Source organism: Microcoleus sp. D3_18a_C4 (genome assembly GCF_036702415.1).
Lineage (GTDB): Bacteria > Cyanobacteriota > Cyanobacteriia > Cyanobacteriales > Microcoleaceae > Microcoleus.
Map to the genome: position 1 here is coordinate 21525 of NZ_JAUBTI010000021.1, position 23488 is coordinate 45012.

Below are 23488 nucleotides of genomic sequence, written 5' to 3' on the forward strand. Positions count from 1 at the left end.
TTCATTTGAATAAAATTAGCTTAAATCTGTCAAACCAACCAGATTAAAGGCTGGTTAAAACCTGCGAAAGCCTTTCATCCCCAGACTAAAGTCACCGGGATGAAAGGCTTTTATTTTGTGAGATCGTTTTCTTCAGTAGCCGATCGAACTTATGGAAGTAAAATTGGGCCTATGGGAAGGCAGTTATCAAAATCAGACTCAGCAATGGTTGCGCTGGTGGGATAGCGAGGGGAATTTGTGGCTGACGGGATTGGCGATCGATCCGGATCTGATTTGATCCTTGGTGGTGGCTGTATTTTTTTAGGATAGGGAAAGAGGGCGATCGATGGGAATGAGTTGCAGGCGATCGCATTTCACCTGTCGGGAAAAAATGTAACCTTCCTGTTGAGTGGCTGCGAATAACCTTTTCAACATAGGGCAACGGTTTTAGATTTTTTTTGCCAGATGTCTATTAGCAATTAGCCATTAGCTATGGCCTAGGCTTACCGACAAAGAAAGCTAAGGGAGAATTATCACCACAAGATAACCGAACTTTAGAACCAATCGGAAAAACATTTCCTGTGGTTGTGAGTGCATATAACTTTTCGCCAGAAGGTGTTTTTAAACAATAACGATTTTCTCTACCTAAAAATTGGCGATCGCAAATCACAACAGGCGAATCTTCATCTAAGAATAAACTTAAATCTTCCTGCCGGATCATCAATTCTCCTTGAGTAGAAACATCACAGGGAACTTGTGAACATGAATCTCGTTTAACAGCAAAACAACCTACTTCTGTTTCCCAAAAATCCTGCTTCAGCGATGCAGACACAAAATTAGCTTGCGTCACAAACTCAGCCACAAATCTAGATGCTGGTTCTTGATAAACTTCCTCTGGAGTGCCAAACTGTTCTAATTGGCCTTGACGCATCACCGCTACCCAATCTGAAATCGAAAGTGCTTCTTCGCGATCGTGGGTGACAAATACACCAGAGGTTCCCGTTGCTTTGAGAATCTCGCGGACTTCCTGACGCAATCTTAACCGTACTTGTACATCTAAATTACTCAACGGTTCATCTAGTAAAATAATCGCAGGTCTAGGCGCTAAAGCACGGGCCAGGGCCACTCGCTGTTGCTGACCCCCCGATAATTCATGGGGATAACGGTTTTCTAATCCTTCTAATCCCACCAACGCTAATGCTTCGGTGACACCTTTCTGAATATTATGCTTTGACTCTTTTCCTTGATGCGTCAAGCCAAAAGCTACATTTTTCGCGACTGTCAAATGGGGGAAGAGTGCATAGTCTTGAAACACCATACCAATGTCTCGCTGTTCCGGCGGGACTGACATATTAACACCCGCTACAGTTTTTCCTGCTAAAGCGATCGTCCCTGCTTGTAGCTGTTCAAAACCAGCAATTAACCGCAGCAAAGTTGTTTTCCCACAACCAGATGGCCCCAACAACCCCAGTATATCTCCTTGATGTAAGGTCAGGGTGACAGATGCCACCGCAGGTGATGCTGCTTGGGCATACTGTTTTGTTACACCATCCAAATGCAGAATTATAGGTCGAACCATTATTGCTATAAATAATCAACAACTTACTATTCTACAATAAACCTGTTTAGTGATATAAATTGTCAGAAAGACTTGACAAATGTTTACACGTACTGATAAACTAGCAAGCTAGACAATTTACTAGCGATGAAAAATTCCCAACAATCACTACAAAAAACAGCAATTAGGACAATCCAATGGCGATCGACCTTACGCGGCTTATCCGCTAGTGGGTGGACACTTGCGGTTATCGCTTTAGCATTGCCGATCGCCATACCAGTTTTCAGTGTCTTATCCAGTATCTTTGTTGAAGCTAAAGATACATGGCAACATCTAACCGATACAGTTTTAACCCGTTATATCATCAACTCTTTATTGTTAATGATCGGTGTAGGCTTTGGTGTTGTCGCGATCGGCGTAGGATGTGCGTGGCTAGTAACAATGTGTCGCTTTCGGGCCAGTCGCGTATTTGAATGGGCATTACTGTTACCCTTAGCGGCCCCAGCTTATGTGTTAGCTTATACTTATACAGACTTTTTAGAATTTTCAGGCCCAGTTCAAAGTGCTTTGCGTTATATTTTTGGCTGGAGTTATGGAGACTATTGGTTTCCTAACGTGCGATCGCTCCCTGGAGCAATCTTAATGCTAATCTTAGTTTTATATCCCTACGTTTACCTATTAACAAGAGTTGCATTTTTGGAGCAATCCACTTGTACGCTAGAAGCGAGTAGAATACTGGGCTGTAGCCCTTGGCGGAGTTTTATTACAGTTGCCTTACCAATGGCTAGACCCGCAATTGTTGCAGGTTTAGCACTGGCTTTGATGGAAACTCTCAACGATTATGGCACTGTTCAGTATTTTGGAGTTGATACATTCACCACAGGTATTTATCGGACTTGGTTTGGCATGGGAGAACGAATTGCAGCCAATCAATTAGCTGCCCTGCTATTATTATTTGTTCTGGGTTTAATTTTACTAGAACGCTGGTCGCGCAGTCGGACTAAATATTATCAAGCTAGCAGTCGCTATCGCCAACTACAAACTTATCAACTTAAAGGAATCCGGGAAATTTTAGCGGTAATGGCTTGTTTCCTGCCGCTATTTTTTGGTTTTTTATTGCCAGCGGGTCTTTTACTCAAGTTGACCTTAGCTAATTGGCAACTCACTTTAGATGAACGTTTTTGGATGTTTGCCCGTCATAGTTTAATTTTGGCCACCCTGACAGCAATTTTAGCGGTAGTTATTGCCTTGATTATGGCTTATGGCTTACGGTTATATCCTAATTTAGGAGTGCAGTTAGGAACTAGAGTTGCGGCAATGGGCTATGCTGTACCTGGTTCTGTGATTGCAGTGGGGATTATGGTTCCCATTGGAAAATTTGACAATCTATTTGATAGTTGGATGCGTGAAAACTGGGGAATTTCTACAGGCTTGTTGTTAAGTGGTACGATCGCAGCTTTGGTATTTGCCTATATAGTTCGCTTCCTAGCTGTTTCTTTAAATGCGGTAGAGTCAAGTTTGAGCAAAATTAAGCCTAATTTAGATGATGCGGCGAGAAGTTTGGGTTATAGCCCGATGCAAACTTTAGTTACAGTTCATACACCAATGATGACGGGAGGTTTACTAACTGCCATGATGTTAGTATTCGTTGATGTAATGAAAGAGTTACCTGCTACTATAATTATTAGACCTTTTAACTTTGATACCTTGGCTGTGCGAACTTATCAACTTGCCTCAGATGAGCGATTGGCGGAAGCTTCTGGCCCAGCCTTGGCAATTGTTTTAGTGGGGATGTTACCGGTTATTTTATTAAGTTGGAAAATTGCGCGATCGCGCAAGTCTTCAACACTATAACCCCCAAATCTATTCCCTGCTTGCAGAGGTGATTGATTCTTTTAAAGCTATAGTCCGACAGGGGTTTCAACCCCTGTCTCATAGCGAAAGTCGTCTGAAGACGACTATACAGCTAGGATTTCAGTCGGTTACAACTGACATCTTGCACCATTCTCAATTAGCCTTTTAGGAACAGGCTTTCCGGCCTGTTCCACAAGAAAATCTACTCTTTGTGGAACGGGCATCTTGCCCGTTCTTGACAATGGTGCAAGATGTCGGTTACAACCGACTTTAGCTATTAGACAGGGAATTTATTCCCTGGCGGGTTTCAGGAGAATGTATCAACCGTTCTTCCCTCTTCCTTTTTCTTTCATAAATCAAGATGATTAATAAAAATTCAGCAATGTTTAACCGCACTACTGGCACAATTTCCTTGTTACTGCTTACTATTTTTGTCACCTTTGGATGCCAAAAACAGGCGGCTGGCCCCCTGGAAACATTACAAAAAACTAAGCAATGTCCAGGATGTGACCTGACTGATACCAAGTTAAGTGACATTGATTTAACCAGCGCTAATCTCAACGGTGCTAAGTTGGAAGGTGCTATGCTAGAAAATGTCAAACTTAATGAAGCCTTACTCGATAGCGTCAATCTCAAAGGTGCAAATTTAAAAGGTGCTTCTCTGGAAAAAGCAGGTTTATTTTCTGCCGATCTCACAAATGCTGATTTGAGTAATGCAAATCTCAAGGGGGCTTTTTTGCGAGGGGCAAAACTGAATAATGCCAATCTTAGTAATGCCGATTTAAGTGAAACTGACTTAAATAGTGCTGATTTGACTGGGGCCAACCTGAAAGGGGCCAACCTGAAAGGCGCTATAATGCCGGATGGTAAAATTAAAAATTAAAGTTGATGGGATTCGGCGGTTTCAACCGCCGAATCACAAAGAGTAGCTTCTTGTTCAAAAAGCCTCTATTTCCATCCTGCGCGATCGGCAACCTTTAAAGCTTCGGGGTTATTTTTCCCATACACATCAGGGTTGAGAGGGTCAGATTTGAATGTACCAAAACTTGCCACTACAGGATCGATCGCCACACCTGAAATCACAGGGTATTCGTTATTACTCCTAGCAAAAATTTGTTGCGCTTCGCGACTGGCTAGGTGTTCCAAGAATTTGATCGCGCCTGCTTTGTTACGGGAGGTTTTGACTACACCCCCACCACTAATGTTGACGTGGGTACCGCGATCGCGCTGGTTGGGGAAAAATACACCTACTTTCGCCGCGATCGCTTTTTCTGCTGGATCTTTCGATTTCATTAAGCGAGCTACATAATAGGTATTAACAATGGCAATATCGCCTACCCCATCAGCAACAGCCTTGATTTGCGCCGTATCATTTCCCTCTGGAGGACGCGCAAAATTAGCCACCAATCCTCGCGCCCAAGCTTCTGTTTTTTGAGCTCCATGAGCTGCTAACATAGCCCCAACCAGAGACTGATTATAGATATTAGTGGACGATCGCACTAAAACTTTGCCTTTCCACCGAGGTTCTGTCAGCGCCTCATAGGTGGACAATTGGGTAGGGTTCACCTTGCTTTTGTTGTAAACAATCACCCGTGCCCGGCGCGATAGGCCAAACCAGAAACCTTGAGGATCTCGCAAACTTGCTGGAATTGCCGATGTCAGGACTGTTGAAGACACAGGTTGCAGAATACCTGCTTGTTTTGCCCGCCACAAACGCCCACCATCCACCGTGATGAAAACATCAGCGGGGCTATTTGCACCTTCACTTCTGATCCGTTCAATTAGTTGGTCAGCATCCGCTTCAACGAGGTTAACCTTGATCCCAGTTTTTTTGGTGAAGCTTTGGTACAACTCATTATCAGTGTCGTAGTGACGTGCTGAATAAAGGTTGAGAGTCCCGGTTTGGGCTGCGACAGGGGCTTTTTTGCTGAGTTCCCCCAGTGCCACGACAGCCATTGCTGTACCGCTGGCAAGAAAAATACGCCGAGAAATGCTCATTGTTCTATAATGATAGATTTTTTCATCTGGTAATTGACACGATGGTCTCTCTACAGCCATCTATAGTCAGTGCTTTACTATATTAATGCAAGTAATTCTTATTTGATGATCGAGATCGTAACTATTTTAGGGCTGACGCACTGCTGGTCAGAAATCCGGTCTCGACTTCGCTCAACCGGCAATTTTTTTCCGAAAAGATTTTGTTATAAGCTGTCGGGCATCTTGCGTTGTATTTTTCGGGCGGGCGGGACGCCCAACCCCTACTCCCCACAACAATTTCATCTGAGATGTTGCACCATTCTCAATAAGCCTTTTATGAACAGGCTTTCCGGCCTGTTCCACAAAGAGTGAAGTTTCTTGTGGAACAGACCGGAAAGCCTGTTAAGCGAGAATCGTGCAAGATGTGAGATGAAACTCACATCTTGCACCAATATCAGCAACGGGCTAGAAGCCCGTTCCACAAAAAATAAACTTGATGGTGGAACAGGCCGAAAAGCCTGTTAAGCGAGAATGGTGCAACATCTCAGTTTCATCAAACTTGACTGTAAAATTTAGATGGGCCTGGGCTTAGGATCGCGAATTAAATAATTTACACAAGTTTGTGGGGAGTAGGGGTTGGGCCAGAAATCCCGCCCTTTCTGGACGGGCGGGACGCCCATCCCACAAGAACCATCACGCATTGTAAGTTATTTAATTCTCATTCCTTAGCCCGCAAATTAGGTAAAAAATTTGCTGATCAAGGTCTTGATGCGTCCAGGACTGTATTTTTGACAAAGATTTTTGCTGACTAGGTATCAACGGCCCGAATTCTCGACCAGGCTCAACACTCACCAAGACGCGGGCTACCAGTGCACAGCTACAGTTAGTAAGTTGCACACTGGCATCCTACGGATTATTTGTGTCTAATTAGCTCGTAAATTTCCACATAGTCTTTAGCTGGATATTTCCACGAATTGTCACAATTCATGCCTTGAAGCATGAGTTTTTCAAATTCATCATGATAGTCATACCACAATCCGATCGCCCGATCGAGCGCCGACTCTAAAGCGCCGTAGTCGCTTTGGTAAAACACGTAACCGTTGCGTTCTTCCGGGAGGTGGCGGGTGTCGTAATCTCGATCGAACACAGTATTCACCAAACCGCCAACTCCCCGCACTACAGGAACAGTGCCGTACCTCAACCCAATCATCTGAGTCAGCCCGCAGGGTTCGTAATTACTGGGAACCACAATCATATCCCCACCGGCGTAAATTAAGTGCGACAGTTCCTCATTAAAACCTAGTTCTAAATGGCAGTCTGGATTGTCATTTAAAAACTGTTTCTCGTGCTGGAAATGCGCGTTAATTCCCGCTTCGGTGGCGGAGCCCAAAAGAACAAATTGCGCTCCCTTACTCAGAGAGTAATAAATTGCATGGTGGACGAGATGAACGCCTTTTTGGTCGTCCAAACGACCGATAAAGGTAATAATAGGCTTGTCAGCATCGCGCAGGAAAAGTCGATCGCGCAAAGCTTTTTTAGTTTTGGCTTTTCCTGCCAAATCCTCCTGATTGTAGTGGTGCGGAATATAGCGATCGCCATCGGGATTCCAGATATCATAATCAATGCCGTTGAGCACGCCGCGAAACTTCTCTTGATATAAATGCAATGTGTGGCCCAAACCGTAGCCACACTCGCCGAGGTGAGCTTCCCAAGCATGGTGCGGCGAAACTGTGGTGACAAAGTTCGAGTAAACAATGCCGCCTTTCATAAAGTTGATAGCAAAAGGGTTAAAGTTATCTCGGAGGCGATCGTAATCAAAATAATAATCCGGTCTGTGCAAACCCGTTGCTTCCAAAATATCGCTACCTCCCATTCCTTGATGTTTGAAATTGTGAATGGTATAGCAGACTCGCTGATATTCCATCCAATTGTATTTGTAAATTTCAAACAGCAAGACTGGCACCAAACCAGTTTGCCAATCATGACAGTGAATCACATCGGGACGTTTGTTGCTTCTGAGCAAAAATTCCAAAGCGGCTTTGCTGAAAAATGCAAACCGCATATTGTCGTCATTGCACCCGTAATAACAGCCGCGATTAAAAAAGTTATCTTGAGAGCGAGGTTCGATGAAAAAACACAACTGCCCGTGCACCCAGCCGCACAACACATCGCAGAGGATTTCGCCGCCGTACCAGGGCACAGCCAAATCCCGGTAGGCTTCGTGAAGTCCCCAAATGTGGTCGTACCTCATGCAGTCGTACTTCGGTAGAATAATCTCGACGCAGTGGCCGGAATTCTGCAACTCCCGACTCAAGCCGTAAACTACGTCGCCCAAACCCCCTGCTTTGATGACTGGGGCGCACTCCGAGGCAATTTGTACAATGTACATTTTTTTTTCTCGCTCCTGGATGAATCAAAAAGATATTTTCTTAACATGACAAAGTATATGGTTTCTCGCCAAATAAGCAAGTAGGCCATTGGGAATACAGGGCGATCGGGCTCCCAGAAGCCGAATTTGCGGCGGTTGCGATCGGCGATATCGTTTCGGCATGGCTGCAACTCGATCGCAAATTCCGCAAAACATAACTCATCTTCTCGCATTTGTCAACTCAATCTTTTGAGTCAAATCGCCATTTGTCTCGTCTAGTTCCGAATAGCGATCGAATAGCTCACTCAAAGCTTCTTCTCCAACAATTTCTCCATTACTGACAAACTTCTCTACCTCCACCGAACCATCACTCAAAAATTCAATTTCCCACCGTTCCCCAGGTACAGCTACAATTACCATCAGAGCTTCATCGCGATGATGCGCTAAACTGTAATCGATAGCCTGTTTTTGCAATTTTTGCAAAAATAATATTACTTGGTCAAATCCATTATTTTTCATCTATCAAATCTCCCATCGCTCAACAATTTGCGAACCATCTTAAAGCCGGGGATATTTTCTTCAGCACCTCTTTCTATTTGCTCCCATATCATTTCGCTAAATTCTTCCCAACTTGGCGAATTTGCCGGAAGCTGTGCTTGTTTTATACTACCTTTTTTACCTTTGAGAATCTCAGACACTTTCATGCCTGCAAATTTGTGTGCGATGTTTCTTCCTCCTTATCTTACATAACTCCCACTCATCATTCTCATACCGCTCGACAAAAATGCAACAACTTATCCCAAACCCATAGCATCATTTTCACATACTAATAATTTACCTTTCCCCTGATAATACCAAACATAACCCTCTCCACCGCCTTTGCCAAAATGACCTAATTTTCGATAATCTTCTTCAATCCCCTTGGTAAATCCTTTCACCAAATCGCAATCAGCTATCAAAGTTTCACCTTGTTTGAGTTCGACAACCTTAGCCGGTGAATTGGTAGCAGCTACAACTATAGCTTTTTGCTCGCGCAAAGCTGTAACAGCAATTCTCCACCTACCGTCATTAGAAGCAGCCACTTGTCGGAATTTCAGTTTTTTAGCACCGATAACTACATTGTCTGAACAAAACTGAAATATACCGTCATCAAATTCCCACTGCTCTGCATCCAAAAGCTCGATCGGCGTATAATGCAGGAAATTCCCTTTTTGTCTCGGTTCCAGTTTCACCGTACCAGTTCCTTGATATACAGGAGCGTTGTAGTCCATTTCCGTTGTCAAAGATACCCACATATCTTTTAAACGGTTATCCGTTTTATAAACACCGGAAGTCAATTTCCCCATACACCAATGCAGCGCACCTTTTTGAATAATCACTCCCGAATTGTTCAAGTTAATTTCCGCTTGCTGAACCAAGGGAATATTTTTAGTGGGATGGTAAAACTTGTTGGTTTCTTTATTGATGTTATTTTGAACGTACCACAAATCCGTCGGTTCCAAAAGCTTGATTTCGTATTTCATAATTTACCTCGCCTATTTACGTGAAATGTGTTAAACATTTTACCCAAGATTAGGATCTGCCGCGCTCCCGGACTTATCTTGTGAAGTTTATCTTTTGCAGACATCCTCTGCTACTGTTAAAGTATCTAGCTATCTTAGCAATAGCAGACAACGCCCCTCCACAATTGTTGAGAAAAATTTATGCCTGCGATCGCACAATCTCCCAATTTACCCATTTTACAAGAAATCAACTCAGGATTACCCAATATTTGCGGCTCCGAAGCAGAAATTAATGCCGCAGCCAATAGCAACGAACCAATCTTTCTACCTACCACAAATCTGCGCCTGGAAAACATTCAAGCCGGATTCGCCTGCGCCCTCCATATGCACCAACCCACAATTCCTGCCGGTGCAAACGGCGAACTGATCTGCAATCTTCAGCATATGTTTGAACATCCCAACCAAGGAGACAACCACAACGCCGCAGTCTTTGCTTGGTGCTATTCTCGCATGGGAGAATTCATCCCCCAACTGATTGCGGAAGGCTGCAACCCGCGCATTATGCTCGACTATTCGGGCAACTTATTGTGGGGATTGCGCCAAATGGGACGCGACGATATCTTCGACAATCTCAAGCGGATTACCTGCAATCCTCAATATCAACCCCACGTAGAATGGCTGGGGACAATGTGGAGTCACGCCGTCATTCCCTCAACTCCCATTCCCGACATCAAACTCCAAATTCAAGCATGGCAACATCATTTTGCTGCCATTTTTGGCATAGATGCCCTCAAGCGCGTTAAAGGTTTTTCGCCCCCAGAAATGCACTTTCCCAATCACCCAGATACACTTTACGAATACATCAAAGCTTTGAAAGAATGCGGCTATCGCTGGCTGATGGTGCAAGAACATTCTGTAGAAAATTCCGACGGTTCGGGATTGTCGCAAGACCAAAAATATATTCCCAACCGTTTGGTTGCGCGCAATTCTCGCGGCGAAACAATCAGCATCACGGCTTTGATTAAAACCCAAGGTTCGGATACGAAATTGGTGGGTCAAATGCAGCCTTATTACGAAGCGAAAGGACGCAATAAACAGCAAATTGGCAATGTCACAGTTCCTTCTTTAGTTACTCAGATTGCTGACGGCGAAAATGGTGGCGTGATGATGAATGAATTTCCCAGCGCCTTTGTCAAAGCTTGGCACGAAAACCGCGAACAAGGCGGGGGGAAATCTGGTGTGGTTGGTTTAAACGGCACTGAATATTTGGAGATAATTGAAGCGGCGGGGGTTAATCCTGATGATTATCCTGTTTGTCAGGGCATTAACCAGCACAAAATCTGGCACCTAGTCGATCCTGATAGTGCGACGCCGGAAAAAGTGGAAAGTGCGATCGCGCAACTCAAGCAAACAGACCATAATTTTCACATGGATGGTGCTTCTTGGACTAACGATTTGAGTTGGGTGAAAGGCTACGAAAACGTCTTGGAACCGATGAATCTACTCAGCGCTGCATTCCACAAAAAATACGACTCGCTGGTGCAGCAAGATGCCGCCGTTACTAAGCAGTTTGAATACCAGCAAGCTTTGCTTTACAATCTGTTGGTGCAAACAAGCTGTTTCCGCTATTGGGGACAGGGAACTTGGACTGATTACGCGCGGGAACTTTACAATCGCGGCGCTGCTTTAATGAAGTAGCAGAATTTATTGTAGGGTGCCCCGGAAACAAACTGTTTGAGCCTCCTCAAATATCAGCGCGGACGCACCCTACGCCTGTTGGCAAAGTCCGAACAATTACCCATTCCCCAATCTTACATTTCCTGCATCAACCGCAAATAATTCTGCCGCATCTGCGTCATATTTTCCATCATTCTATTAGCCATATCTTTCTCAACATCGCTCATTTGTTGCCAAAATAAAGCCGATCGCCTCGCCATAATTGCTTCTTCCCACAACATCTCCAAAAGTTGCGCCGCCATTGGGTTTTCAGCATCGATAATCCCACACAATTGCTCGAAGGCCCGGTTGGCTTCGGTGTGAGTGCTAACATCCTGAACCAGGCTTAGGCATTTTTTAAGTTGTACGATCGGGTTTTCAGAAGAGTAAGCCATAATTTCACGAAGATAAGCGACAAAATTTACACTGATACCTTTGACATTACTAGAGTTGTGACACAGCGGTACAGTTCCCTACATACCAGCGCCAAGGCAAATCCATGCCTTGAGAAATCCCGATCCGCGTAGTTTGCACAAAATTTATTGTACCCTCCTCCACAGCTTGCTGAAATTGCTCGCTCCGGTGTTCCAACCGCAGCGGTTGGCCTGCAGCCAAGGGAAAACCGCTTAAAGTTCGATCGATCTCCAGTACCTTACACAGTTTCCCAGGCCCGGCGGCGAGGCGCGATCGCTTCTTATCGGGAATTCCAGCGAATTCTTTGGGAACCGCATCTAGCTGCAAAGCTCGAATCAGCACAGCACTAGCAACTCTCTCTGCATCCGTCACCACATTAAAACAGTGATACATCCCGTAGATTAAGTAAACGTAGCTCATACCCGCAGGCCCGAACATCACCTCATTGCGAGAAGTGCGCTTTCGGTAAGCGTGACAAGCGGGATCTCCCGGGCCGTAAGCTTCGGTTTCGACAATCATTCCCCGAATCGTCTCGCCGTCAGGAAACTGCCGCACCAGAGTACAGCCCAGCAAATCTGGCGCTACGCTGGTAGATGGCCGCGCCAGCCAAAAAGATTCTACAATCTGAGTATTTGCACTCACTCAACAACAGCAGGTAAATTATGGACGTTAAGTTAGTTTTAGCAGTCTTGACAGCAGTTTTCACGGTTTGCTGTCTGTTCTTCGGCACAAAAAACGGATTCTACGATACTGACAAGTATCATGGTAACGGTTCTGCTCACTAATTTTAGGCGATCGTTAGTTGCTTAAAAAAACCGCCGCCTGTCAGTCAGGCGACGGTTTTTTTTTATGAACCACAGAGGCCACAGAGGACACAGAGAAAGAGAAAGAGAGAGCGGAAAGAATCAAAATAAGTTGACAAATGATGACACAGCAGATTGCTGTATTTGCTGCAATTAAGGGTGAATTTTGCCATCGGGCATTTTAGTTTCTTGCAAGCTAGCATTCTCGAAGTCGGCGCATCCCGGCAAATTAAAGCGAACTGTCGCTCCCCGCTCCGTTGCTTTCATATTTAAGCCAACTACTGCATTTTCTGGGTTATTTTTTTCGGGAACAGCAGTGACATTAACATCCATATTTGCTCCTTGACTATTAGCATCAAGGTTGAAAGTGATGCCGCTACATCCCAAATCAGCTCCGGTCAAGTTGGCTCTATTTAAGTTGGCATTTTTGAGGTTGGCATTGGTCAACTTGGCTCCTGATAAGTTAGCACCTTCTAGGTTGGCTCCCTGCAAGTTGACTCCTTGCAAGTCTAACCGTTGTAAGTTGGCATTGCTGAAATTGCATTCCGGACACTGTTTTGTTTGCAGCAATTCCTTGACTTGGTTTTGTTGGTGGGAAAATGTTAGATGTTTTACCGCAGTAAATACAACTGCGATCGACAATCCAGCAGTAACTAAATTTTTTAATTTCATAAATATCCGAAAAGCTTCGGGGGCTTTATATCGCGGTTAATACATTTCTACAAGAGTGCGCTCGACCTTTCCACAATTTCCCCAAAAAAATGCAGGCATCTCCCAGCAGCAGTTCAACCCCAGGGGGAACGCATCTTATTGAACACTATTCATCAGTGGTGAGTATATTTGGAAATAAATTCACCCTTTTTAGAAGCTACAGACACGATTTATACTGACTTTTTAGAGCAAAAAGGAACGGATTAATGGTGGTTTTGACTTAATGCTAGTTTTGAAACCCTAAAAATATTACACGCACTGTTTACAACTTGTATAATAGTTAGCCAGGAGTTATTTCTCAAAATTTAGTTAACTGCAACAGCGAGAACATTAGTCAAATATTCATCATCCCACCCGGCTCAAAGTCGGTTATTTCTTGCTGTGTTTTGTGAGGTTTTTTGTTGATTCAAAAAATTAACCGAGATGTTTCTAATTATAGCAAATTTTTGCGGAGGCTTATCTTTTCTAATCCGACAATCAGCCTTACGAAAACTCACATATAATACCCCCTGTAAAGAATTTTTAATTCCCCAAGGGCTGCGGAATGATTCACCAACTTTTTGAGCATCATTGGGTAACTTATTAATATAATAACGACTTTAAAGAGGTGTTTTTTTCACTATTTCACTAATCATATCAAACCTCTAGTATGAATTTTTCCCATTAATTGGATGTCAATCTGCTCTTTAATGTCACTTAAAATTAAGGAACTGCGAATTTCTAAACGACCGTGATTGCTCTCTTTATTTGTCGAATAAGCTCTATGTTGAACTCCAGAAAATCCTTCTCTAATTGCTTGTTTAAACAACTCGTCTCCTCTGGCATACAGGGATGCTTGGTTCTTTTTTAATGTGATTTCACCATCTACTTATTGTTCGACAATTGACTTCACAATTGACCTGTGACAGCCCAGAGCATCAATGGTGACAATGCTTTTATTTAATTCTAATACTTTGAGTACAGCCGGAATAGCTGTAATTTCATTAGATTTTTTATCAACCTTAACTTGTCCTCAAACTAATCTTTGACTGGTCGCCCAAGCACTGACCATATGAAGTGCTTTTTTATTTCCTCCCCGATGGTAAGAATGGCGAAGAGTTTTGCCATCAATTGCGATTACTTCTCCTGGATGGAAGCAACTAATAGATTTAATCCAACTCAAAAAAAATTCTGAAATCGCTCCGGGTTGAGGCGAAAAAATACTCGTGAAATTGTGTCAGGTGAAGGTATGCCATTCGGCTAGTCTAAAATTTTATTTGACCCTTCGTATTTAGCTCGCCCGTAACTTTCGAGATCCACCCATGTATCAGCACCGCAAATCACGGCACAAAGTGAGAGGCTGATAATGTCAATTAATTGATGATGTTTAGTCCGCTCAATTCTGGGAGGTTCTAAGTCAAAAAAATGGTCAGCGATGCTGATTTTAGGTTTAAGTTTCAGGCATGGTTAACTCTAATTAAATGTTTTGTATGTACTCAATAATTCTTCTCCCATATACGAGCTTATGTTAACATAAAGTTTAGGTTAGTCCTGCATAGCAATGAAAATGTGTTATAATTTTATTCTTTATAACCTACCTTGAATTTTAGCTTAGGAACTGTTCCAAGTGTAACTCTGAAAACCGATTGAAAAATGGTCGCACTCGCTAGCGATTAGCAAAATTTTAAATGTCGAGATTGTGGAAGACAATTCCTCATGACTCCCAGACATCAACCGATTTCATTAGCAACAAAAGAGTTGAGCGATCGACTTTTATTAGAAAAGATATCTCGGGCTGGGATTGTGAGGGCGACTGGGGTTTCGGAACGGTGGTTGCAATACTATGTTAATAAAAATTGAGGCTCGGTAAAAAGAGAATTAGAAGTTAAGTCCAAAAAGAAAGGGAAGCTCACAATTCAATGTGATGAAATGTGGTTATTTGTAGGCAATAAGGATAACAAGCAGTGGAAAGAGCTGGCAATTGATGTATCAACTTTTCATAAATTGTAGGAGTGTATATTGGTAAAAGAGATCAAGCTGGCGATCAAGGATTATGGGATTCACGTGCGACCCGTTTATCGTCACTGTGCCGTAAGTTATACAGACTTTTGTCATTTCCTCTGGAACAGTTTTTCCTCAAAAAAGACACAAGGCAGTAGGAAAGGAGACTGGTATGACAAACTATCTAGAAATATTTAATAATACGATGAGACAAAGAATATCTAGATTGGGAAATAAAACTCTTTCATTCTCCCAAAAAATCTCCCATCATATTGGGGCTATTTAGTATTTGATTCATGAGTATAACGCCCGTTTATCTATCAATTAAAAGCCTGGATTTTCCTGGCGGTGCAGGACTAACAAGTTTAGATGCGATCGCCCCGATCGCAGTGATGATACACAAGGAACCAAGTGTCCTTTTCACTCTCACCTCCGTAAAAGTAACCCGCGAGGAGATACAGGACGTATAGAATCTTCGGTTAGTTACGAAGATTCCTTACAATTAGAAAGGCGACATCGCATCGCTCGTCGTGGTCTTAGTTATGGAGAAGATGACGTTACCAAAGAACCTGAAACAGGGTCAGGATTGCTATTTTTGTGCTTTCAAGCTGATATTGAAAATCAATTCAATTTTATGCAATCAGCATGGGCTAATCAAAAAAACTTCTGCCAAATCAATGTGGGGCCTGATCCGCTGATTTGTCAGGTTAGCGGTAAGGGATCTGGTCAACCCATAGGAACTCAGAAATGGCCGGAAAAGTGGGGGAAGCGGAAACCGCACAATATGACTTTAGCTTGCGGGTTACCATGAAAGGCGGTGAATACTTTTTTGCCCCTAGTATCAGCTTTATCAACAATATAGGACTTACATAAAGTCTCTATTTTTAGGGCGTGTTAGCGGAACCAAAGTATGGTAATCTGCCATATAAACAGGCCAATCTTGAATCTTTAAGTTAGGGCCACGCTCTCAGGCTAAATTTAGCGAATAGTGAAAAAAATGGGAGAGCGTTTGCTTTCAAGCTTATTCTCAATTAGAGAAGTTTAGCTAATAAATACAAAAAAAGGAGTTAGGTATGGTTAACCTCAAAGAAAGAATTACCCAAATCGCCGAAATTGTCACCTATTTTCCAAGTTTTATTGCCAAAACTTTGGAAAAATTCTCCTCCCTGAATTGGAAGTTAGTAACAATTGGATTATTAGTAGCAAGTTTGGAGATATTAGCACCTACGAGTGCTAATGCTCAAGGTCAAGTCGTGGCTGAGCCTGCTCAAGTCACAGTGTCAGGGATGCGTGGAACTGTTGCAACTCGCAATATCGTCCTGCAAACTAATACGCCGATAAATAATTTGCAGTTAATCCCCTTGGATTTGAATAGGAGTGATGGGGATAGTATTTTTCCGGCACAGGCAATTAGTGTGGAAAAACCTTCGGTCAGTTCAACCAACCAGAATCTCATGATGACCTTGGTAAAGTTTGATCTGAATAAAGTCCTTAGAAGTGGAGAATTTAACGGAAAGCTGTGGTTGAGTTACCAAGATGGAGAGCAAGTTATCCCTTTAACTATAAAAGTGAAAGACCATTGGTTTTTACCATTACTCATCTTATTAGTAGGGTCAGCATTAGGCATCAGTGTTTCTCTTTATCGGACTCAAGGGAGACCGCGCGATGAGATTTTAGTCCGAGTCAGCCAAGTTCGCATCCAAATGCAAGATGATGCAGATTTTATAAAATTTGAGGAATTTAAAGCGAGAGTGGAAGCACATTTAATTGATGTAAAAATGGCGCTTCAAGGGGAACGCTGGGACGAGGCTATAAATTCTGTTCAGCAAGCAGAGTTAGTCGAGAGTAAATGGCTCAAAGGTCGTGCTGATTGGTTGGCACAGTTAGGTTATGCTGATGAAATCAAGCAGCAGTTACAGGATATGGGGCCGAGCGTTCCTTTTGTACAGACGGTGTATCGCAGTTTGGAAGATGCGCTAAGAGACGCTCCCGATTTAGACAGTCCCGTGCAATTGCGCGATCGCCTCCAAGGATTAGCTGAACAAGTGAATTCTTACCTTTCACTCCAAGCTAAGATAAAACAACTTTATAGTTTGAGCGAGGAGTTGTCTGTTGAACAGGCAAAAAATTGGCAGCCTAAACTACAGAATTTAGAACAGCGTATAGAAAGCTTACAGCCTGCTGATTTAACAAAAGATGCTAATTTAAGAGATGAGGTAGAAGGGGCGATCGCGGAAATTACAGAACTGCTTTCCCAGCAAGCAGATATGGTAAATCCGGCAGAACTCGATTTCGGAGTAAATGCGGGGGGGATGATGGCCCGAGGAGCCCAAATCCGGGGTATAATGATAAATTTACTGGGAGCCGCACCCTCTACTAGCTTAGTGAGTTGGGAAGAGCAAGCGTCGGGTGCGAATGTACGTTTGAAGGTTTTTACTGTGACTAGCTATATAATTGCGATCGTGTTTTTAGCCGGAGCAGGTTTTAGCCAACTTTATGTTGATAAACCTACTTTTGGAGATAATCCTTGGAACGATTACTCTGCGCTGATGGCTTGGGGTTTTGGAGCCGAGGCTACCAGAGATGCTGTTACAAAGGTGGTGCAGGGGTGGAGTTTACCTGGATTAAAATGATGTTAACTTCGTTGGTCTCAAGAAAATGATTTTTCGATTAAGTGTTGAAAGTAGTAAACTTATTAGGTGAAAGAGATGGAATACATTCGATATTTTAATAGTTATAACGCTGGTGGTTATAAAACTATTAAAATATGTTTGGGTAGTAAGGAAAAACTCTAAGATGCGGGAAAAATTCATAATTTTACCCCTATTTTGTATTTTTTTACCTCCAGAGAATGCACGCTCAAAAGTTAAAGGTATTGTTTGTTGTCAGAGTACGAGAACATATAAACCATTGTCGAAGGGTTCTGGGCGATCGCCTGTGAGTTCTCTTGGCGAACTAGACCTCTGTCTTGTGGTTTACCCACTTCTGCTATTAGACCTCATGTATCTGAGAAAGGCTCTAGAAATACTTACGCTCTGCTTTGTCAGCTTTGAAAACAGCTATATTTTATAGATTTGTGCGCGGGCTGCAAGAAAAGAGAGACGTATTTACTATCTATAAAGCTAGTTTTTTGTTAGTTGGAGCTTAAAATTTGTTTAGTCCTGTTAGCCATAAAAAAATAATTAAAGATGTATGTTTATCTGCCCTTCTCCACTCAGGTTCTAGGAGTTTTATATTTACGTTATAATTAGTGTTGATAACGGCAGGTTATTTGTCATTTGACCATAGAGAGAGCGAGAAATAATGAGAGGAAATGACGAATGAAAGTCTTTGAGTTTGAAATTACTATCCAGAGCAAATCAGGTGAGAGTATCTGGCCCATTGTTGTCAGGTGTAAGAAACCGGACGGACTAACCATCCATTCAAAAGAAACTCTTGAGCTAAATCAGGAGGACTTGAACAAACTCACTCAACAGCAAGAAAACGAGAGGGAATACGGCACCCATCTTGGCAAAGCTTTGTTTCGAGGAGCTGTATACGACACCTTTGTTCGTGCCTTATCCCAGAGTAGTCAGGACTCGCTGTTACGGATTTTGCTGTCGATCGAAGCGGCTGACAATGACCCTATCAAAACCTTGCATTGGGAAAGGCTGTGCGCTCCGATTGATGCCGATGGAGAGTGGCATCTTTTAGCCCGCAACCAGCGCGTTCCCTTTTCCTTGTACATTCCTACTATTATCGATCGGCGCTTTCCCCCCATTGGACGGCGCGACTTGCGGGCACTGGTGCTGGTAGCGAGTCCCTCTAATATCGGTAAGTTTCAATTAGCACCTTTTGACGTTGAAGCTGTTTTATCTGGAGTCAAGGAAGCGCTTGGTGAAATTCCTTATGAAATTTTGGCAAATGATGTCGCAGGTGCGATCGGGCCCCCAACCCTACAAGAACTGTCTAAGCAACTGACTAACGCCAAGAAGCCATACACCTTGCTGCACTTTGTCGCCCACGGCAAGCTGCTGGATAACGGAGAAACTGTTCTGTACTGGGCAAAAGCAGATAACCAAGTTCAGCCAGTGACTGGGGAAGAATTACTTTCAGAGCTCAAGAACATCGGTAATCATCAGAGGAGCTTACCTCACTTTACCTTCCTGTGCACTTGCGAAAGTGCCGACCCCAGAGCAGAAGCAGGATTAGGTGGATTAGGTCAAAGATTGGTAAGAAATTTGGGGATGCCTGCGGTAGTAGCGATGACACGCAAGGTGAGCGTAGAGACAGGCTTGGCTCTAGGACAGAACTTTTACCGACGACTCAGAGAGTCAGGAGAGGTAGATACGGCGCTACAAGAGGCAACAGCCGGATTGGGAAAACGCCACGATATTGCTGTCCCGGCTCTGTTTAGTCGCTTGGGTGGGCGTCCCTTATTTAGCGATCGGCTTGACGATCGGGATTTAACCGACGAGGAAATCGAGTATGGTATTGAAAAGCTGCGACAGCTTCTCCAAGAGCGAGCACCTAATGCCTCTGTACTAAAGCAGAGGTTTGAAACGCAGGTAAAGACGCTGAAAAATACACGGGGAGCCGAGTCACGCACAGCGCGCGAACAGCGCCAGCAGGCAATAGTAGAACTCAACAACCTCTGCGAGCAAGTAATCGAAATCAGTTTCGACGCTCTGGCAGCCTTGGGTAAGCAACCACCAGAATACAAGGCTGAGTGCCCGTTCCCTGGGCTGTCTTCCTTCGGTGATAAAAAATACCACAAGTTCTTCTTTGGGCGCGATGAACTGATTAGAGATTTACAACATGAACTGGCGAAGGATAATTTCTTAGCTGTTATCGGTACTTCGGGTAGTGGCAAGTCATCGGTGGTGCTAGCTGGGCTGATTCCTAAGCTCAAAGAAGAGGAGCTAAGCCTCCAGTGGGCTTACATGACGCCTGGAAAGGAGCCGCTGAGGCAACTAAAAAGACGATTAGAAAGATTATTGAAGGTATCAGAGCATCATTCAATATTAGTGGTAGACCAATTTGAAGAAGTATTCACTCTCTGTGAAGATAAAGCCGAGCGGATCGAGTTCATTGAAAAGTTATTAAACTTTGCCGATCGGCGGAAAGTCGTAATTACAATGCGGGCAGACTTTTTGGGAGAGTGTACCTTTTACCCCGAACTGAGAAAGCGGATTGAAACCCGACAAAAATTGGTTGGGCCGATGGAACCTGCAGAACTGATTACAGCAATGAAGATGCAAGCAGACAGGGGGGGACTGCGCTTTGAAGCTGGCTTGAGCCACGCGATACTCAATGATGTACAGGGGGAACCAGGGGTGATGCCGCTGCTGCAATATGCGTTGCAGGAACTGTGGAAACGGCGGCGGGGACGCTGGCTGTGCGATGAGGAGTACCAGGCGATCGGTAAAGTCCAAAAGGCAATAGCTAAGACTGCCGATGATTTCTACAATAGCTTGTCAGCCCCTGAGCAAGAACAAGTCCAGAATATCTTCTTGCGCTTAACCCGCTTGGATGCGAGTGCCCTACCTGGGGAGAAGCGACGGGACACACGCCGACGAGTGGAGTTAGAAGATTTGGTGCCAACAGGCGACGATCTAGCAGTGACAAGAAAGTTGGTGCAGCAGTTGGCTGGGGGAGGCGTGCGGCTTGTAGTTACCAGTCGCAACGAAGCTACGGGGAAGGAAGAGGTGGAAGTCGCCCATGAAGCTTTAATCCGCTACTGGCCAACGTTACAAAATTGGTTGAATCAGAACCGCAGTGACTTGCTATTGCGAGAAACCATCAATCAGGCAGCTCAGGAGTGGCAGCAGCACCAAGAGCAACCAGGCCAAGACACTTATCTTATCCATCATGGGGGACGATTAGAAGATGCAGAGGTGTTGTGGAAGCACCCCAAATTTGTGCATCTCAACCAACTTGAGGCGGAATATGTTTTAGCTTGTGTCCAGTTGCGCGAGCGCCGACGCAAGCTTGAGGAACAACGCAAACAGCGCCAACTCATGGCTGTTGCGAGCGCCGCTTTTATCTTGGGTGGATTTGCCATTTTTGCTGGAATTAAGTGGAGGGAAGCAGAAATGGAGCGAATTCAGGCTCTTCTACAATCCGCTGAGATGGGCTTGGTCACTCATCAAACATTGGATGCAAGGATAGGCAGTTTACGGGCAGGGAAAGAACTCAAGCAGTCATTCTGGCAAGGCCGGTTGCCACATGCTGGGTTAGAGGATCAAGTGTTCGGTAAGTTGACCAGCACAATTTATGCAGGACAGGAGATTAATCGTTTAACAATCGATCGAGGTACGGTCACGAGCGTGGCGATTAGCCGGGATGGTTGGCTGGCTACTGGTGATGATGAGGGCAATGTCCGCCTGTGGGATACCAAAACCCAGAATTGGGAGACACTCCCAAAGAGCAATTATTCTGGAAATACTTATGAAGGCACTTCGGTAGCGTTCAGCCCAAATGGCCAGTTCCTGGCCATCAGTAGAAGAAGTCAAGGTTCAAGAGGAGGCGTTTACCTGTGGAATACCAAAACCAAACAGTCGGACAAACTCCAGGAAAGCAATTCCGGAGCCTATGAGGTAGTGTTCAGCGCTGATAGCAAGTTCCTCGCCTCCACCAGTTCAAATGACGGCACTGCCAAGCTGTGGGATACCCAAACCAAGAATGTGACAAAATTCCAGCGTCGTCAAGAAAAGGTCACTAGCGTGGCGTTCAGCCCAGATGGCCAGCTCTTAGCCACCATTGGAGTTGATGGGACTGTCCACCTAGAGGATACCAAAACCAAGAAGCGGGACAAACTCGAGGAGAACGGAAGTCAAAAGAAGGTTTTTAAAGTGGCATTCAGCCCGAATAGCCAGCTCTTGACCACTATTGGAGTTGACGACAATGGCAAATCCAATATTTTGTTGTGGAATACCAAAACCAAGAAAGTAGTCCCAGAATTTACTCAAAACTTTGATCAATACCAAGATGAGCTCGATAGCGTCGCATTCAGCCCAGATAGTCAGCTCTTGACTGCCATTACAAAGGATGGCAACATCTGGCTGTTCGACATCAAAGGCCGAGTGTTGGCTAAACTCCAAGGACATCAAGGAGAGGTCTATAGTGTGGCGTTTAGCCCAGATAGTCAGAGCCTGGTCACGAGTGGAAATGATAGAACCGTCCGTCTGTGGGACTTCTCTAATCGGCAGTGGCCGATAATCCAGACGGAGGAACCAGTCATGAAAATGGCGTTCAGCCCGGACGGTCAGCGGCTAGCTACTTTGGGAGTTGGGGGCATTATCCAGTTGTGGAATACCAAAGGTAAGGATTTGCCTTTACTCCCAAAGCATCAAGGCCCGGCCAACGACGTGGCATTCAGCCCAAGCGATCAGCTCTTAACTGCCACTACGACAGATGATGGCATCATCCGCCTGTGGGACGCCAAATACAATCCGCTGGTTACACTTTCGGGGGAGCAAGCCGGGGCTGAGGTGGCGATCGGCCCGGATGGTCAGGAATTGGCTGTTGGTAAAAATATAGATGGTAGCGTCTGGCTAGGGGACATCAAAGGTAACAAGCAGTCAATCAAACTCGAAGGAAATCAAGGACAAGAACAGGAGATCATCGTCAGCGTGGCGATCGGCCCGGATGGTCAGCACTTGGCTGTTGGTGGAAATGATGGTAGCGTCTGGCTGGGGGACACCAAAGATCCAATGTTGTCAAAACTCAAGGCAAAGAATGTTTCTAGCATGGCGTTCAGCCGGGATAGTCAGCTTCTAGTCACTGGTGGAGAAGACGGCACTATCCAGTTGTGGGACAATCAAGGCCAGCAGTTGAAGGACAAACTTGCGAAACATACAGGCGAAGTATTAAGTGTGGCATTCAGCCCGGATGGTAAGTCCCTAGCCACTGGTGGAAGGGACGGCACTACCCGACTGTGGAGCATCGAAGGTCAGCCTTTAGCCAAGTTCCAGGGACATCAAGGCATGGTTAAAAGCGTGGTGTTCAGTCCGGATGGCAAGCTCCTGGCTACCAGTGGAGAGGATCGCACTGTTCGCCTGTATCAGATTGGAGGAGGACTGGATGAACTCCTAGCAATGAATTGCCATTGGGTACGCGACTATCTGAAGAACCCCGATGTCGCTCTCAGTAGCGATCGCAATCTTTGTAAGGATATCCCCCCTCCTAGTAGTTCACCAAAAAAGTAGTTAGCGTCAGACCGAAACGAGGACACAAGTCCTCTGTTGCGATCGCCCCCTAAAACCTCAAGACTTACGTATGCACGCTATATTATATAGCGTGCTAAAAATTCCGCAGGCTGGGAAAAATAAGTGAGCGAACGTCATAAAAATCAAAATTTAACTGCTCAAAAAAATACCGACTTTCCTGTTAAAGGATTAGACTATATATAATAGTAGTGGAGTTTTTAACTTCTTGTTTAGGGTAGTCGGACAGTAATTTATGCTTTAAGTAATCTACTGTTTTTCCCATCAAGCGCGCTGTTATTTTGAGGAAATTCCACCCTCTAATTGCACAAACCATATGATTTATTTGAATCACGGCTTTGCGACATTGACAAGCTTCTCTAGCTGTTAAGTGTTTGAGTGCGCGGTGTAATTTTTCAATTTGGCAACGCATTCTGCCA

At 44.4% G+C, this 23488-nt stretch carries 17 protein-coding genes and 3 pseudogenes; 10 read left to right on the forward strand and 10 right to left on the reverse strand.

Going from position 1 to position 23488, the window contains the following annotated elements; genetic code table 11:
* Positions 1–139 precede the first annotated feature (139 nt).
* Positions 140–250 (forward strand): annotated as a pseudogene (locus tag QUB16_RS12455) (Uma2 family endonuclease); the annotation flags it as partial.
* 219 nt (positions 251–469) lie between these two features.
* On the opposite strand, the gene QUB16_RS12460 reads toward QUB16_RS12455, so the two are convergent.
* A complete protein-coding gene (locus QUB16_RS12460) occupies positions 470–1558 on the reverse strand; it encodes an ABC transporter ATP-binding protein (protein ID WP_333316383.1) in 1089 nt (362 codons plus the stop codon).
* Between the two features lie 126 nt (positions 1559–1684).
* Here QUB16_RS12460 and QUB16_RS12465 point away from each other — a divergent pair, with 126 nt between their 5' ends.
* Both QUB16_RS12465 and QUB16_RS12470 read left to right on the forward strand, forming a co-directional pair.
* The gene (locus QUB16_RS12465) at positions 1685–3391 is read left to right on the forward strand and encodes an iron ABC transporter permease (RefSeq protein WP_333316385.1); all 1707 of its coding nucleotides are present in this window, start codon (positions 1685–1687) and stop codon (positions 3389–3391) included.
* Positions 3392–3752: 361 nt separating this feature from the next.
* Complete coding sequence (locus QUB16_RS12470) at positions 3753–4274, forward strand: pentapeptide repeat-containing protein (RefSeq protein WP_333316388.1); 522 nt, start codon at positions 3753–3755, stop codon at positions 4272–4274.
* 65 nt (positions 4275–4339) lie between these two features.
* Here QUB16_RS12470 and QUB16_RS12475 read toward each other — a convergent pair whose 3' ends face one another.
* The 5 genes from QUB16_RS12475 to QUB16_RS12495 all read right to left on the reverse strand — a co-directional run bounded on the left by QUB16_RS12475 (position 4340) and on the right by QUB16_RS12495 (position 9259).
* Positions 4340–5389 carry a Fe(3+) ABC transporter substrate-binding protein gene (locus QUB16_RS12475; protein WP_333316390.1) on the reverse strand — a complete coding sequence of 350 codons (1050 nt, stop codon included), beginning with the start codon at positions 5387–5389 and terminating at the stop codon, positions 4340–4342.
* Between the two features lie 892 nt (positions 5390–6281).
* Entirely contained in the window at positions 6282–7757 is a 1476-nt protein-coding gene (glgA, locus tag QUB16_RS12480) for a glycogen synthase GlgA (protein ID WP_333316392.1), read from the reverse strand.
* Positions 7758–7955: 198 nt separating this feature from the next.
* A complete protein-coding gene (locus QUB16_RS12485; protein WP_333051746.1) occupies positions 7956–8255 on the reverse strand; it encodes a hypothetical protein in 300 nt (99 codons plus the stop codon).
* The gene (locus QUB16_RS12490) at positions 8252–8440 is read right to left on the reverse strand and encodes a hypothetical protein (RefSeq protein WP_333316394.1); all 189 of its coding nucleotides are present in this window, start codon (positions 8438–8440) and stop codon (positions 8252–8254) included. The genes QUB16_RS12485 and QUB16_RS12490 overlap by 4 nt, the downstream gene beginning before the upstream one ends.
* A gap of 90 nt (positions 8441–8530) precedes the next feature.
* Positions 8531–9259 (reverse strand): AIM24 family protein, encoded by a 729-nt coding sequence (locus QUB16_RS12495; protein ID WP_333316396.1) that lies wholly within the window; start codon positions 9257–9259, stop codon positions 8531–8533.
* 180 nt (positions 9260–9439) lie between these two features.
* Between QUB16_RS12495 and QUB16_RS12500 the strand changes: the two genes are divergently transcribed.
* Positions 9440–10936 (forward strand): glycosyl hydrolase family 57, encoded by a 1497-nt coding sequence (locus QUB16_RS12500; RefSeq protein ID WP_333316398.1) that lies wholly within the window; start codon positions 9440–9442, stop codon positions 10934–10936.
* Positions 10937–11049: 113 nt separating this feature from the next.
* Here QUB16_RS12500 and QUB16_RS12505 read toward each other — a convergent pair whose 3' ends face one another.
* Entirely contained in the window at positions 11050–11349 is a 300-nt protein-coding gene (locus tag QUB16_RS12505) for a hypothetical protein (RefSeq protein ID WP_006633230.1), read from the reverse strand.
* 49 nt (positions 11350–11398) lie between these two features.
* Positions 11399–12010: a DNA-3-methyladenine glycosylase gene (locus QUB16_RS12510; protein ID WP_333316399.1), complete on the reverse strand. Its 612-nt coding sequence runs from the start codon at positions 12008–12010 to the stop codon at positions 11399–11401.
* A 20-nt stretch (positions 12011–12030) separates the two neighbouring features.
* Here QUB16_RS12510 and QUB16_RS12515 point away from each other — a divergent pair, with 20 nt between their 5' ends.
* Positions 12031–12153 (forward strand): hypothetical protein, encoded by a 123-nt coding sequence (locus QUB16_RS12515; protein ID WP_006633228.1) that lies wholly within the window; start codon positions 12031–12033, stop codon positions 12151–12153.
* A 171-nt stretch (positions 12154–12324) separates the two neighbouring features.
* Here QUB16_RS12515 and QUB16_RS12520 read toward each other — a convergent pair whose 3' ends face one another.
* Both QUB16_RS12520 and QUB16_RS12525 read right to left on the reverse strand, forming a co-directional pair.
* Entirely contained in the window at positions 12325–12843 is a 519-nt protein-coding gene (locus QUB16_RS12520) for a pentapeptide repeat-containing protein (RefSeq protein WP_333316400.1), read from the reverse strand.
* 398 nt (positions 12844–13241) lie between these two features.
* Positions 13242–14322 (reverse strand): annotated as a pseudogene (locus tag QUB16_RS12525) (ISAs1 family transposase).
* Between the two features lie 185 nt (positions 14323–14507).
* Between QUB16_RS12525 and QUB16_RS12530 the strand changes: the two are divergent.
* The 5 genes and pseudogenes from QUB16_RS12530 to QUB16_RS12545 all read left to right on the forward strand — a co-directional run bounded on the left by QUB16_RS12530 (position 14508) and on the right by QUB16_RS12545 (position 23051).
* Positions 14508–15148, forward strand: a pseudogene (locus QUB16_RS12530) (IS1 family transposase).
* 10 nt (positions 15149–15158) lie between these two features.
* Positions 15159–15332: a hypothetical protein gene (locus tag QUB16_RS12535; RefSeq protein WP_333316402.1), complete on the forward strand. Its 174-nt coding sequence runs from the start codon at positions 15159–15161 to the stop codon at positions 15330–15332.
* A gap of 50 nt (positions 15333–15382) precedes the next feature.
* Positions 15383–15673, forward strand: coding sequence for a hypothetical protein (locus QUB16_RS33570; protein WP_445251117.1), 291 nt, complete (start codon positions 15383–15385; stop codon positions 15671–15673).
* A 262-nt stretch (positions 15674–15935) separates the two neighbouring features.
* Positions 15936–17495 carry a hypothetical protein gene (locus QUB16_RS12540; RefSeq protein ID WP_333316404.1) on the forward strand — a complete coding sequence of 520 codons (1560 nt, stop codon included), beginning with the start codon at positions 15936–15938 and terminating at the stop codon, positions 17493–17495.
* 687 nt (positions 17496–18182) lie between these two features.
* Positions 18183–23051, forward strand: coding sequence for an nSTAND1 domain-containing NTPase (locus QUB16_RS12545; RefSeq protein WP_333316406.1), 4869 nt, complete (start codon positions 18183–18185; stop codon positions 23049–23051).
* Positions 23052–23488: the final 437 nt, after the last annotated feature.

Excerpts from the sequence above, each read along its gene's own strand:
- QUB16_RS12475 (WP_333316390.1), bottom strand. The coding sequence starts at position 5,389 with ATGAGCATTTCTCGGCGTATTTTTCTTGCCAGCGGTACAGCAATGGCT.
- QUB16_RS12505 (WP_006633230.1), bottom strand. The coding sequence starts at position 11,349 with ATGGCTTACTCTTCTGAAAACCCGATCGTACAACTTAAAAAATGCCTA.
- QUB16_RS12515 (WP_006633228.1), top strand. The coding sequence starts at position 12,031 with ATGGACGTTAAGTTAGTTTTAGCAGTCTTGACAGCAGTTTTCACGGTT.
- QUB16_RS12465 (WP_333316385.1), top strand. The coding sequence starts at position 1,685 with ATGAAAAATTCCCAACAATCACTACAAAAAACAGCAATTAGGACAATC.
- QUB16_RS12535 (WP_333316402.1), top strand. The coding sequence starts at position 15,159 with ATGAGTATAACGCCCGTTTATCTATCAATTAAAAGCCTGGATTTTCCT.
- QUB16_RS12490 (WP_333316394.1), bottom strand. The coding sequence starts at position 8,440 with ATGAAAGTGTCTGAGATTCTCAAAGGTAAAAAAGGTAGTATAAAACAA.
- QUB16_RS12495 (WP_333316396.1), bottom strand. The coding sequence starts at position 9,259 with ATGAAATACGAAATCAAGCTTTTGGAACCGACGGATTTGTGGTACGTT.
- QUB16_RS12470 (WP_333316388.1), top strand. The coding sequence starts at position 3,753 with ATGATTAATAAAAATTCAGCAATGTTTAACCGCACTACTGGCACAATT.
- QUB16_RS12485 (WP_333051746.1), bottom strand. The coding sequence starts at position 8,255 with ATGAAAAATAATGGATTTGACCAAGTAATATTATTTTTGCAAAAATTG.
- QUB16_RS12500 (WP_333316398.1), top strand. The coding sequence starts at position 9,440 with ATGCCTGCGATCGCACAATCTCCCAATTTACCCATTTTACAAGAAATC.
- QUB16_RS12545 (WP_333316406.1), top strand. The coding sequence starts at position 18,183 with ATGAAAGTCTTTGAGTTTGAAATTACTATCCAGAGCAAATCAGGTGAG.
- QUB16_RS12540 (WP_333316404.1), top strand. The coding sequence starts at position 15,936 with ATGGTTAACCTCAAAGAAAGAATTACCCAAATCGCCGAAATTGTCACC.
- glgA (WP_333316392.1), bottom strand. The coding sequence starts at position 7,757 with ATGTACATTGTACAAATTGCCTCGGAGTGCGCCCCAGTCATCAAAGCA.
- QUB16_RS12460 (WP_333316383.1), bottom strand. The coding sequence starts at position 1,558 with ATGGTTCGACCTATAATTCTGCATTTGGATGGTGTAACAAAACAGTAT.
- QUB16_RS12520 (WP_333316400.1), bottom strand. The coding sequence starts at position 12,843 with ATGAAATTAAAAAATTTAGTTACTGCTGGATTGTCGATCGCAGTTGTA.